Origin of the sequence: Staphylococcus sp. 8AQ, assembly GCF_902506595.1 — a bacterium.
GTDB classification, from domain to species: Bacteria; Bacillota; Bacilli; order Staphylococcales; family Staphylococcaceae; genus Staphylococcus; species Staphylococcus pasteuri.
This window is the reverse complement of sequence record NZ_LR733871.1, coordinates 1153569-1165943: the sequence shown is the minus strand read 5'-3', so window position 1 is coordinate 1165943 and position 12375 is coordinate 1153569. Positions and strand designations below refer to the sequence as shown.

13 protein-coding genes and 1 other annotated feature are annotated in these 12375 nt (G+C 30.1%); of the genes, 11 read left to right on the top strand and 2 right to left on the bottom strand.

Going from position 1 to position 12375, the window contains the following annotated elements; translation table 11 throughout:
• Window positions 1–28 precede the first annotated feature (28 nt).
• Window positions 29–1315: a glutamate-1-semialdehyde 2,1-aminomutase gene (gene hemL, locus GVY01_RS05700; RefSeq protein ID WP_017638191.1), complete on the top strand. Its 1287-nt coding sequence runs from the start codon at window positions 29–31 to the stop codon at window positions 1313–1315.
• A 161-nt stretch (window positions 1316–1476) separates the two neighbouring features.
• A complete protein-coding gene (locus tag GVY01_RS05695; protein WP_159333674.1) occupies window positions 1477–2541 on the top strand; it encodes an AbrB family transcriptional regulator in 1065 nt (354 codons plus the stop codon).
• Between the two features lie 65 nt (window positions 2542–2606).
• Here GVY01_RS05695 and GVY01_RS05690 read toward each other — a convergent pair whose 3' ends face one another.
• Complete coding sequence (locus tag GVY01_RS05690; protein WP_017638189.1) at window positions 2607–3164, bottom strand: DNA-3-methyladenine glycosylase I; 558 nt, start codon at window positions 3162–3164, stop codon at window positions 2607–2609.
• 57 nt (window positions 3165–3221) lie between these two features.
• Window positions 3222–3473 (top strand) — a binding site (T-box leader).
• A gap of 47 nt (window positions 3474–3520) precedes the next feature.
• Between GVY01_RS05690 and GVY01_RS05685 the strand changes: the two genes are divergently transcribed.
• The 5 genes from GVY01_RS05685 to GVY01_RS05665 all read left to right on the top strand — a co-directional run bounded on the left by GVY01_RS05685 (window position 3521) and on the right by GVY01_RS05665 (window position 9355).
• Window positions 3521–6151: a valine--tRNA ligase gene (locus GVY01_RS05685; RefSeq protein WP_017638188.1), complete on the top strand. Its 2631-nt coding sequence runs from the start codon at window positions 3521–3523 to the stop codon at window positions 6149–6151.
• Window positions 6152–6162: 11 nt separating this feature from the next.
• On the top strand, window positions 6163–7428 hold the full coding sequence (locus tag GVY01_RS05680; RefSeq protein WP_046466778.1) for a bifunctional folylpolyglutamate synthase/dihydrofolate synthase: 1266 nt from the start codon (window positions 6163–6165) through the stop codon (window positions 7426–7428).
• 186 nt (window positions 7429–7614) lie between these two features.
• Window positions 7615–8262, top strand: a complete 648-nt coding sequence (locus GVY01_RS05675) for a prepilin peptidase (protein ID WP_159333673.1) — start codon at window positions 7615–7617, stop codon at window positions 8260–8262.
• Between the two features lie 59 nt (window positions 8263–8321).
• Window positions 8322–9005: a RadC family protein gene (gene radC, locus GVY01_RS05670; protein ID WP_017637600.1), complete on the top strand. Its 684-nt coding sequence runs from the start codon at window positions 8322–8324 to the stop codon at window positions 9003–9005.
• 68 nt (window positions 9006–9073) lie between these two features.
• Window positions 9074–9355, top strand: coding sequence for a hypothetical protein (locus tag GVY01_RS05665; protein WP_070453924.1), 282 nt, complete (start codon window positions 9074–9076; stop codon window positions 9353–9355).
• 65 nt (window positions 9356–9420) lie between these two features.
• On the opposite strand, the gene GVY01_RS05660 is transcribed toward GVY01_RS05665, so the two are convergent.
• Entirely contained in the window at window positions 9421–9600 is a 180-nt protein-coding gene (locus GVY01_RS05660) for a hypothetical protein (RefSeq protein ID WP_029055694.1), read from the bottom strand.
• 160 nt (window positions 9601–9760) lie between these two features.
• Between GVY01_RS05660 and GVY01_RS05655 the strand changes: the two genes are divergently transcribed.
• The 4 genes from GVY01_RS05655 to mreD all read left to right on the top strand — a co-directional run bounded on the left by GVY01_RS05655 (window position 9761) and on the right by mreD (window position 12165).
• Window positions 9761–10231 carry a DUF4930 family protein gene (locus tag GVY01_RS05655; protein ID WP_017637049.1) on the top strand — a complete coding sequence of 157 codons (471 nt, stop codon included), beginning with the start codon at window positions 9761–9763 and terminating at the stop codon, window positions 10229–10231.
• An 83-nt stretch (window positions 10232–10314) separates the two neighbouring features.
• Complete coding sequence (locus GVY01_RS12530) at window positions 10315–10473, top strand: hypothetical protein (protein ID WP_017637050.1); 159 nt, start codon at window positions 10315–10317, stop codon at window positions 10471–10473.
• 328 nt (window positions 10474–10801) lie between these two features.
• A complete protein-coding gene (mreC, locus tag GVY01_RS05650) occupies window positions 10802–11644 on the top strand; it encodes a rod shape-determining protein MreC (protein ID WP_017637051.1) in 843 nt (280 codons plus the stop codon).
• A complete protein-coding gene (gene mreD, locus GVY01_RS05645) occupies window positions 11644–12165 on the top strand; it encodes a rod shape-determining protein MreD (RefSeq protein WP_017637052.1) in 522 nt (173 codons plus the stop codon). Before mreC ends, mreD begins: the two co-directional genes overlap by 1 nt.
• The last annotated feature ends 210 nt before the right edge of the window (window positions 12166–12375 follow it).

The window sequence follows — 12375 nt, the reverse complement described above, 5'->3', positions numbered from 1 at the left end:
AATGATTAATAAAGAGGAGGCAAATACAATGGGATATGAAAAATCAATTAAAGCAATGGAAGTTGCTGAAGACTTAATGCCAGGTGGTGTTAATAGCCCGGTTCGTGCTTTTAAATCAGTAGATACACCAGCTATTTTTATGGATCATGCAGAAGGTTCAAAAATTTACGATATAGATGGTAATGAATATATCGACTATGTACTTAGTTGGGGGCCACTTATTTTAGGTCATAAAAATAAACAAGTTATCGAAAATCTTCACAAAGCTGTAGATAATGGTACAAGCTTCGGCGCTTCAACATTACAAGAAAATAAATTAGCGCAATTAGTAATTGATCGAGTTCCATCAATTGAAAAAGTTAGAATGGTATCATCAGGAACTGAAGCAACATTAGATACGTTAAGATTAGCACGTGGTTATACAGGACGTAATAAAATAGTTAAATTTGAAGGGTGCTATCATGGACATAGTGATTCATTATTAATTAAAGCAGGGTCAGGTGTTGCTACATTAGGTTTACCAGATTCACCTGGTGTACCAGAAGGTATCGCTAAAAATACTATCACAGTTCCTTATAATGATCTTGAATCTTTACGTCTTGCTTTTGAAAAATATGGTGATGACATTGCGGGTATCATCGTTGAACCAGTAGCAGGTAATATGGGTGTTGTTCCTCCAGTTGAAGGATTTTTACAAGGTCTAAGAGATATAACTAATGAATATGGTTCTCTGTTGATATTTGATGAAGTTATGACTGGTTTTAGAGTAGGTTATAACTGTGCTCAAGGATATTTTGGTGTAACACCTGATTTAACATGTTTAGGTAAAGTTATTGGTGGAGGTTTACCAGTAGGCGCATTTGGTGGTAAAAAAGAAATTATGGACCAAATAGCTCCTGTAGGAAATATTTATCAAGCGGGTACTTTATCAGGTAATCCTTTAGCAATGACAAGTGGCTACGAAACTTTAAGTCAATTAACACCAGAATCATATGATTATTTCAATGAATTAGGTGACTTGCTTGAAAAAGGATTAAAAGAAGTGTTTGCAAAACATAATGTTCCAATTACTGTTAACCGTGCTGGTTCAATGATTGGATACTTCCTAAATGAAGGTCCAGTTACAAACTTTGAACAAGCAAATAAAAGTGATTTAAAATTATTTAGTGAGATGTATAGAGAAATGGCAAAAGAAGGCGTATTCTTACCACCATCTCAATTTGAAGGTACATTTTTATCAACTGCACACACTAAAGAAGATATTGAAAAAACAATTCAAGCCTTTGATAATTCATTAAGTCGAATTGTAAAATAACTAATTATTTAAAATAGAAATTGATGTTTTGAATTATATTAAAAGAGCCATACTTTTTGCTAAGCAAATGAGTATGGCTCGTTTAATATATAGCTAGTATTGGTATAATAAAATAACGTAATTATAATAAATCCTGATACTTTAATAAAGGTAGTGTGTGAATGAAAACAATATATATAAATAACCTGATAATATTGGTATTATCTGTGTTGATAAGTTTGCTTCTAAAAGTATCACATATCTTATTGCCATTTATGTTCGGTCCTATCATAGCCGCCATTTTATGTATTAAAGTATTTAAATTAGATATAAAATGGCCATTTTGGTTAAGCCAAATCGGATTGATTTGTTTAGGTGTACAAATTGGTTCTACTTTTACTAGAACTGTAATAAAAGATATTCAAGCAAGCTGGTTTTCAATTGTATTAGTGTCAGTATTATTATTAGTTTTAGCATTATTAATTGCTTATTTCTTTAAAAAAATAGCTAAAGTTAATACTGAAACGGCTATATTGAGTGTGATTCCAGGAGCATTGAGCCAAATGTTAGTCATGGCTGAAGAAGATAAAAAAGCGAATATACTAGTAGTGAGTTTAACGCAAACATCACGTATTATATTTGTAGTCATCTTAGTCCCATTAATTTCATATTTCTTTAAAAACGATCAAAGTATTGAAGGACATATAGTTAAAGCGCAACCGCTAACTCATGTACTAAATTTTTGGAAAGTTTGTATATTAATTGTCTCCATTATTTTAGTATATTGGCTAATGACAAAAATTAATTTTCCTACAAAACAGTTATTAGCACCAATTGTTGTATTAATTATATGGAATATATCTACTGATATTACTTTTGCATTAGACAACTGGTTACTCGTTTCTGCACAAGTAATCTATATGATTAGAATAGGATTACAAATTGCAAGACTACTTTCAGATTTAAAGGGAAGAATTGCGGTTGCTATTGCATTTCAAAATATAATGCTCATTATAGCTGCATTTATAATGGTATGTGTATTACATCTATTCACGCATGATTCTATTAATGAATTATTCCTAGGGGCTGCCCCAGGAGGTATGAGTCAAATAGTGTTGGTTGCTATTGAAACTGGTGCAGATGTAGCTATGATTTCAAGTTATCATATATTTAGAATCTTTTTTATATTATTTTTAATAGCGCCTTTAATCAATTATTTCCTAAAATATAGAGCTAGACAGCAATAAATTATAATAAGCGCATATAAATGGTGTGATTGTATACCAATTATATGCGCTTATATTATAGCCAGTTAATGCTTAGGTTTTTGAGGGCAGTCTTTTAAATGTGCATCATATAGACCTGCAGCTTCTAAAAATGAAAATACTGTGACTGGACCTAGAAATTTAAATCCGTATTTCTTTAAATCTTTAGAAAGTTGAGTTGCACGTTCATCAACGGTAATTCGATCTTCAGGTACTTCATATCCCAAATCTATAGGTTTACCATCAACATATGACCATAAATAGTCACTAAAGCTACCATAATCTTGTTCAATTTTTAAATAACCTTTAGCTTGGCCAATAATAGCTTCTATTTTTTTACGGTTATGAATAATATTAGGAAAATCCATTAATCTATCGACATCATCTTCAGTCATTGATGCAACTTTTTTAGGTTCAAATTGATAAAAAGCTTCCTCATACGACGCTTTCTTTTTTAATATAGTAAGCCAGGACAGTCCAGCATGTTGAGATTCTAAGGCTAATAATTTAAATAAATCTTTGCTATCATACATGGGTTGTCCCCATACTTGATCATGATATTCAATATAAATAGGATCTTTAGTACCAAAGGCACAAGGGTTCATAAAATTCCTCCTAATAGATTGACTTATGTGAATTTCCATTATACTATAATTAAGTAAATGAATATAATGTTTGGGAAGAGTAGGTTTTAATTATTTATTAGAGAGTGTATGGTTGGTGAAAATACATAGATAATTGTTACTGAAGGTAGCCCACTAAGTTCTTTTGCTGAATAGATGTATCGATAGTAGGCAAAAGCGTGTTTGAGCGTTAATCAATTCTAGAGTGCTCGAAAGTATAGGATAAGATAAAATCTTAATCTAAAATACTTTCTTGAATATAGGTGGTACCACGGAACATCCGTCCTATGATAATAGGAAGGGTGTTCTTTTTTATTTTTTGAGGAGGAAACAACAATATGGAAATGAAACCAAAATATAATCCACGCGAAGTAGAAGCGGGAAGATATGATGAATGGGTGAAAAATGGTTACTTTAAACCATCAGAAGATACAAATAAAGAAACTTACACAATAGTAATTCCACCACCTAATGTGACAGGTAAATTACATTTAGGTCATGCTTGGGATACTACATTACAAGATATTATTACACGTATGAAACGTATGCAAGGATATGACACGTTATATTTACCAGGTATGGACCATGCCGGAATTGCTACTCAAGCTAAAGTTGAAGCTAAACTTAATGAACAAGGTATTTCTCGTCATGATATCGGTCGTGAGAAATTTTTAGAACAAGCTTGGGATTGGAAAGAAGAATACGCTTCATTTATTCGCCAACAATGGTCTAAATTAGGACTTGGACTTGATTATAGTAGAGAACGTTTTACTTTAGATGATGGCTTAAGTAAAGCTGTTAAAAAAGTATTCGTAGATCTTTATAATAAAGGTATTATCTATAGAGGAGAACGTATTATTAACTGGGATCCTCAAGCGCGTACTGCATTATCTGATATTGAAGTTATTCATGAAGATGTTCAAGGTGCGTTTTATCATTTTAAATATCCGTATGCAGACGGCGATGGATATATTGAAATTGCAACGACTCGACCAGAAACAATGTTAGGTGATACAGCGATTGTTGTTAACCCTAATGATGAAAGATATAAAGATGTTATAGGGAAAAAAGTTATATTACCAATTGTGGGAAGAGAACTACCTATTTTAGCAGATGAATATGTCGATATTGAATTTGGTTCTGGTGCAATGAAAGTAACACCTGCACATGATCCTAATGACTTCGAAATTGGTCAACGTCATGATTTAGAAAACATCATCGTTATGGATGAAAAAGGTCATATGAATGATAAAGCTGGAAAATATGAAGGACTTGAAAGATTCGAATGTCGTAAACAACTAGTTGAAGATTTAAAAGAGCAAGATTTAGTTATTAAAATTGAAGAGCACGAACATTCAGTAGGACATTCTGAAAGATCTGGTGCTGTAGTCGAACCATATTTATCAACACAATGGTTTGTAAAAATGAAGCCATTAGCACAACGTGCGTTAGATAATCAAAAAACTGATGATCGTATCGATTTTTATCCTCCTAGATTTGAAAATACTTTTAATCGTTGGATGGAAGAAATTCGTGATTGGACTATTTCAAGACAATTATGGTGGGGCCACCAAATTCCTGCTTGGTATCATAAAGAAACAGGTGAAATTTTTGTAGGTGAAAGTGCGCCAGAAGATATTGAGAACTGGACTCAAGATGAAGATGTTTTAGATACATGGTTCTCAAGTGCGCTATGGCCGTTTTCAACTTTAGGTTGGCCAGATACTGATGCTGATGATTTTAAACGTTATTTCCCTACCAATGCGCTTGTAACTGGTTATGATATTATTTTCTTCTGGGTAGCTCGTATGATTTTCCAAGGTCTTGAATTCACAGATCGTAGACCTTTTAATGATGTTCTATTACATGGTTTAGTTAGAGCAGAAGATGGACGCAAAATGAGTAAGTCTCTTGGTAATGGTGTAGACCCAATGGATGTTATCGATGAATATGGGGCAGACAGTTTAAGATACTTCCTAGCTACTGGTTCAGCACCAGGACAAGATTTGCGTTATTCAACAGAAAAAGTTGAATCTGTATGGAATTTTATTAATAAAATTTGGAATGCAGCACGATTTAGTTTAATGAATATTGGGGAAGAATTTAATGTTGAAGATATCGATTTATCTGGTAACTTATCTTTAGCAGATAAATGGATTTTAACTAGATTAAATGAAACGATTGCGACAGTGACTGATTTAAGTGATAAATATGAATTCGGTGAAGTAGGTCGTGCGTTATATAACTTCATTTGGGATGAGTTCTGTGATTGGTATATTGAAATGAGTAAAATACCAATGAATGGTGAAGATGAAGAACAAAAACAAACAACACGTTCTGTACTAAGTTATGTATTAGATCGTATTATGAGAATGTTGCATCCATTTATGCCATTTGTTACTGAAAAAATTTGGCAAAGCTTGCCTCATGAAGGAGAAACAATTGTTAATGCAGCATGGCCTACAGTAAACCAAGAATTAATGTTTGATGATAGTAAACAAACGATGCAACAACTAGTTGAGATTATTAAATCAGTAAGACAATCACGAGTTGAAGTTAATACACCTTTATCTAAAGCGATACCAATTATGATTCAAGCTAAAGATGAAAATATTAAATCAACACTTACTGAAAATGCTGATTACATTGAACGATTCTGTCATCCTAGTGAATTAAATATAGATGTGAATATCGAAATTCCTGAAAAAGCTATGACTTCTGTAGTATTAGCAGGCAAAGTCATTTTACCTTTAGAAGGATTAATTGATATGGATAAAGAAATTGCTCGTTTAGAAAAAGAATTAGATAAATTGCAAAGTGAACTTGACCGAGTAGATAAGAAATTAGCCAACGAAAACTTTGTAAATAAAGCACCCGAAAAAATTATTAATGAAGAAAAAGAAAAGCAAAAGCATTATAAAGAAAAATATGATGGTGTTAAAGCAAGAATTGAACAATTAAAATCATAGGAGTATGTGTCATGAATTACCTTGAAAGCCTTTATTGGATACATGAAAGAACGAAGTTTGGCATCAAACCAGGCGTGAAACGTATGGAATGGATGTTAGAAAAACTAAATAATCCTCAAGATAATATAAAAGGAATACATGTTGGTGGTACGAATGGCAAAGGTTCAACTGTGGCTTATTTAAGATCAGCATTGGTTGAGAATAATTATGAAGTAGGGACTTTTACTTCTCCTTATATCGAAACATTTAATGAGCGTATAAGTTTAAATGGCCAACCAATTACAAATGACGAGATTGTTGAACTTGTCTCTCGTGTAAAACCTGTAAGTGAAACTTTAGAACTAGAAACTGAGCTTGGTAATGCAACAGAATTTGAAATTATTACAACAATGATGTTTTTATATTTTGGAGAAATACACCCTGTTGATTTTGTTATTATCGAAGCGGGCTTAGGTATAAAAAATGATTCAACGAATGTATTTAATCCAATTATTTCTATTTTAACGAGTATAGGTTTAGATCATACTGATATTTTAGGAAATAGTTATTTAGATATAGCTAAAGATAAAGGTGATATCATTAAACCTAATACACCGATAATATATTCTGTGAAAAACGAAGATGCTTTGAAATATATTCGTGACTATGCAGTTGAACAAAATGCAACACCTATTGAACTGGATAGAGAAATTGTTGTAGTTTCTCAAGACGATGAATTTACTTATAGATATAAAGATTATGAATTAGAAACTATCATTTTAAATATGCTAGGTGATCATCAGAAAGAAAATGCTGCATTAGCAATAACTGCACTAATTGAATTAAATGAAGCAGACATTATTGAATTAGACTTTAACAAAATGATAGATGGCATCGAAAATGTAAACTGGGTAGGCAGAATTGAACAAGTTAAAGATCAACCTTTAATGATTATTGATGGTGCCCATAATAATGAAAGTGTAGAAGCATTAATTGATACTATTAAATATTATTATGGCAGAGATCAAATTGATATATTATTTTCAGCAATTAAAGGTAAACCTATTAGTGACATGTTAGATAAATTGGAAGAAATTGCTTCTAAATTTTACGTGACTGATTTTAATTTTCCTAAAGCTTTAGCAAAAGAAGAAATCATCGAGAATAAAAACATTGAAAATGTTGAATTAGTTGATGATTATACGAAGTTTATTGAAAATTATAATGGACATGGTCTCGTCATTACTGGTAGTTTATATTTTATAAGTGAAGTTAAAGCTAGATTAAATTTTGAATAAATAAGTAAGTTGCAGTATTATCCTTATATTTTAAGAGGCTTTATTAAACTGTCGATACAAATTAAAAATTGTATCGGCAGTTTTTTGTATATTAGTTTCATATAGGTTGGTTATGTATTATATAACAATTAAATAATATTTACTTATTTTATTGTTGTGATATAATGTATTTGAAAGGGGTGCTTAATGTTAGTTTATGCTTTTTTCTCTTCGATACTATTTAGTTTTTTATATCAGTTCTCGACGATAGATAAAGTAAAATTACAATATTTAATATCAAGATCAACATGTGATTATTGCAAAACAACTATTAAATATATTGATTTAATTCCAATTTTTAGTTTCCTCATACTTAGAGGTACTTCAAGGTGCTGCCATAAACGTTTGAAATATAATTATATAATTGGTGAGATCCTAGCACTGCTTCCCATACCATTGATTTATTACAATGTAATCCATACTAATCCCCAAATATATTTAACAATCTATCTATTTTTATTAATTATGTCTCTCAATGATATAGATTATTTCTCTATTAATATTCATTTTTTGATTACGTTCTTACTTATATTGTTCTTCACAAATCACACTTTTCCACATTCATTCTTTTTAACTTTTATCATTAGTCATATTTGCTATTTAATTATCCATCAATATATTGGATATGGTGACATTCTTCTCTTTAATATACTCTCTTTATTTTTACCTATTGAATATATATTTTACATTGTACTTTTCACTTTCATAATTGGAGGATTCATTTCAATCTTCATTAAAATCTTCTTGAATCCCAATATCACTCGCATTCCGCTTATTCCATTTATATTTTTATAATTTATTTTTGTATCTAGTTACTTTCCACTATTGAATGATTTTTTAGGAGGAATATTTATATGAAAATCAAAGAAATGGCAACATCAGAGAAACCTAGAGAACGTTTACTTACTTATGGTACTGACACTCTATCAAATTCTGAATTGTTAGCTATATTAATTAATACTGGTAGAAAAGGATTTTCAAGTATTGATATAGCAAATGAATTATTAAGTCATACATCGTCACTTAAAGATTTAAAAAAACTTTCTATTAAAGACTTAATTAAAGTGAAGGGGATAGGTTATTATAAAGCGATTACTTTGAAAGCAGCATTTGAATTAGGTGAAAGAATGAATCGTTTATCTCATCATGAATCCGTAAAAATAACTTGTCCAAGTGATGTAGCAGATTTAATGATGTCTAAATTAAAGGATTTAGAACAGGAACATTTTTATGTTTTATTGTTAAATTCAAAAAACGTGGTTATTAAGCAAAAATGTGTTTTTATAGGAACTTTGAACAGTTCTATCATACATCCTAGAGAAATATTTAATGTTGCAATTAAAGAATCGTGCAATGCTATGATAGTTGTTCATAATCATCCGTCAGGTGATGTGACACCTTCAGAAGAAGATATTAATACTACGTTTAGATTAAGGGAATGTGGTGTGATTTTAGGAATACATTTATTAGACCATATTATTATTGGTGATAACCAGTTCACAAGTTTAGTAGAGTTAGGGTATTTTGAAGAAGAATAAACTGTTTCTAGAATTAATTTTTAATGAATAGTATAATAAGAGAAAAGATAAGCCAGGAGGTCATTTAAATGACTATATTTCTTATAATTGGTGTATTGATTCCAATTATATTTATTATGCGATTAAATGCTAAAAACCAAGCTATGAATTTGAAATTATTTTTACACACAATTGGTTATTCTGTAGTCGGAATAGTAATTACAACAACTATCGGAACAATGGTAACGAAATCCCACAATTCCATTTTACTTGTCATTATTGGATCTATTATAGTTGGTGTAATTTGGGGAGTATTACTTGCATTAAGTTATATTTTCTTTAATTTTTTATCAAATACGTTTAAAAAATAACTTAAAAAAATAAGCTATGAAGATTGAACATCACAATAAAACTGTTCATTTTCATAGCTTTTATATTATTGAATATAAGCGATTAAATTATCATAATTATCCATAAGCCATACAATACCTTGATAAACAAGATACAAACATAAAATGATAATACCAGCTGATATTAAAAATCTTAATATTGATACACCTACTCTAAAGAGTAAGATAACAAGTAATACAATCAGTATGATTGATAATAAACTCATAAAGGAAACCTCCTAACAGCATGAAACTCATATTTATATCATAATAAATTTTAATAAATAAGACATCAGTCTATAGATATATCTATGATACAACCCTAGCCCTATATATTTTTACGTTGTGATTATATATAATAGTTTAAATGGAAAGGGAGGATATATAATGAGATTCATATTTAGCATAATAAAAAACATTATAGCAGTCATTGCCATTTTAATCATTATTTATATCGCATTAAAGTATGCGCCATTTTTAAGAGATCAAGAATGGAACCCTATAAGTAATCCTCCAAATCAAACAGAAAGAAATATGGATAACCCTGTTAATAATTCTAAACAACCACAACATGGTAAGCGTTATTCACTCGAAGATAATGATATTATTAAAAACGTACCGACAAGTCAAATAAAGAATGTATTTAATATGATAGATAAAAAAGAATTTATGTCAGTATCAGGTATAGGTAGAATGGGCTACAATGATGAATATTTAGCAGGCCAAAGAGGAGACGAATTTATTATATATAAATTTGGATCTGATTCTATCAGAGTTTATAATAATGAATTTGAAATGCAACAAGATTTACATGAATTAGGTCAAAATATTGAATTGAAAAATAATCAAGCTTATTAACATTAATTGTAGTGTATGTTTGAAATCATGCTCCAAATGAGTTAGCCTTTATATATAGAGTAATAAAAAGGTTGGTGTGGACAATGGTCGAAAAATCTAAAGAACAACGTGCCAACGAACAAACTAAAGCTCAAAATCTATTTGCTCGTTGGAGAAAAGAAGAAACATTATATAGTGAAGATGAGAAAAAAGAACGTAAAGAACAAGAAAAACAAGCAAAACAACAAAAAAATAATGAGTAATTAATTAGAAATAATTTGCTTTTAAGCTGCTGACTTTAATTAAGTTAGTAGCTTTTTTATTATTTTTAACTAATAATTGGCTTGAAATATTATGTATAGAAGAAAAATGAGTTACATACCGTTTTATATACAAACTAATCAATGTTAACAAACATTAAAAAGACTAAAGCTAGAGCAAAACGCATCTTGAGAGATTTATTTTATTTTTTTAATCTTACGCATTAATAAAATTACTTTTTAATGAGAGTTAGTGCTTTATTTCATTTCAGCAGTAATATAGAATAGTAAAGAAGAATAAATTTTTAAAGTATTATAAGAGGTGTTATGGGTGCTTAAATTTTTCAAAAATAACAAACTCATTGTTGTTTTATGTGCAATAATTGTTTTTATTGCATTAATTGGTTTGTCTATTCGCTCTCAATCTCAATCACCTCCCGAGCAATATGTAGGGGATTCTGTATCTTTCGGGCAACGACTGATAAGTTATCCTGTGAATTTTGTTACTGGAGCTATTGGTAATTTTTTTAATCAGGGTGAATCAAAGGAAACGAAGAATAAAATTAAACAATTAGAAGCCAAAAATCAACAATTAGAGGCTGAAAATAAGAAGTTTAAAAAAGAACTAGATATGAAAGATATATCTAAATATGATCCGATATCTACAACAGTTATTTCTAGAAATCCGGATCAATGGATGAATACGATTGTAATTGATAAAGGATCAAAAGCTGGAATTAAAAATAACATGGCAGTTATGACTTCAGAAGGACTTGTTGGTAGAACAACTAAAGTTAACCAATTTTCTTCACAAGTAGATTTAATATCAACAAATACACGTGCTGGTAAACTATCTGTGAATATTCAACATAAATCTAAAAATGTATTTGGATTAATCGATCACTATGATGCAAAAAACGAAGAGCTAGTTATTAGTGATATCAATAATAAAGATAGTATCTCTAAGGGAGATAAAGTAGTCACTAGTGGTTTAGCCGATCAACTTCCAAGCAGTTTATACATAGGAGAAGTTACAAGTGTTGAAAATGACCAATATGGTTTAGCAAAAGAAGTAAGAGTGAAAACAGGTGCAGATTTATCTGATTTAAATCATGTATATGTTGCAAAACGTGATGTTTCAACAATTCCCGATGACGAAAGCGGGGATAACTAATGCGGGGAATTTATTATTTCTTAATTGGGATTATTTTATTCTATATAGATACAGTGATAGGAATAGTAATCCCAATACATTTCGGTAAAATTGACGTGATATTTGTGCCACACTTAACTTTAATGTATTTATTAATTTTAACGATATACCGAGGTTTTGGTGTAGCTGTTATACTTGCGATATTCTTCGGACTTATTACTGACTTGTATTTAGGAAGCATTTACGGATTGTATATGTTTGGTTACATTTTAGCAGTAGTAATTATGGATAGACTCTTTAAAATATTTTACAGAGACACAGTGATGTTGTTCATTGTAATTCTATTAAGTACTATATTTTTAGAAATTTATGTTGCCATTATTTATGGTGTAATAGGGTTTATCCAATTTAACCTATTGGAGTTCTTATTATTAAGATTACTACCAACATTCATTCTTAATTTAATATTGTTAATTATTTTGTATCCTATTATGTTAAAGTTTATGAGAAAAATTCAAAACAAGATTGACAGTAGAATATAACTAATGGTAAGATGCAGTAGTTGAGTAGTTTCAAGCTACATACAACCGCTCAAATATAGGTTTAAGTACAAATTGATTTGAAGTGAAGTGAACGCTTTACTCAAGTTAAAAGTCATTAGAAAGAAAGCGATTGACAATCGAGGCGTTGAAATAAGCGAGAGATGAGTTTATTTAGATAAATGATTCGAATCACGAATGAAACAACGAAGA

What these genes read in the sequence shown, in the direction of transcription:
- GVY01_RS05675 (WP_159333673.1), top strand. Translation starts at nt 7,615, where the DNA reads ATGTTAGTTTATGCTTTTTTCTCTTCGATACTATTTAGTTTTTTATAT.
- mreD (WP_017637052.1), top strand. Translation starts at nt 11,644, where the DNA reads ATGCGGGGAATTTATTATTTCTTAATTGGGATTATTTTATTCTATATA.
- radC (WP_017637600.1), top strand. Translation starts at nt 8,322, where the DNA reads ATGAAAATCAAAGAAATGGCAACATCAGAGAAACCTAGAGAACGTTTA.
- GVY01_RS05660 (WP_029055694.1), bottom strand. Translation starts at nt 9,600, where the DNA reads ATGAGTTTATTATCAATCATACTGATTGTATTACTTGTTATCTTACTC.
- GVY01_RS05680 (WP_046466778.1), top strand. Translation starts at nt 6,163, where the DNA reads ATGAATTACCTTGAAAGCCTTTATTGGATACATGAAAGAACGAAGTTT.
- GVY01_RS05685 (WP_017638188.1), top strand. Translation starts at nt 3,521, where the DNA reads ATGGAAATGAAACCAAAATATAATCCACGCGAAGTAGAAGCGGGAAGA.
- GVY01_RS05665 (WP_070453924.1), top strand. Translation starts at nt 9,074, where the DNA reads ATGACTATATTTCTTATAATTGGTGTATTGATTCCAATTATATTTATT.
- GVY01_RS05655 (WP_017637049.1), top strand. Translation starts at nt 9,761, where the DNA reads ATGAGATTCATATTTAGCATAATAAAAAACATTATAGCAGTCATTGCC.
- GVY01_RS05690 (WP_017638189.1), bottom strand. Translation starts at nt 3,164, where the DNA reads ATGAACCCTTGTGCCTTTGGTACTAAAGATCCTATTTATATTGAATAT.
- GVY01_RS12530 (WP_017637050.1), top strand. Translation starts at nt 10,315, where the DNA reads ATGGTCGAAAAATCTAAAGAACAACGTGCCAACGAACAAACTAAAGCT.
- GVY01_RS05695 (WP_159333674.1), top strand. Translation starts at nt 1,477, where the DNA reads ATGAAAACAATATATATAAATAACCTGATAATATTGGTATTATCTGTG.
- hemL (WP_017638191.1), top strand. Translation starts at nt 29, where the DNA reads ATGGGATATGAAAAATCAATTAAAGCAATGGAAGTTGCTGAAGACTTA.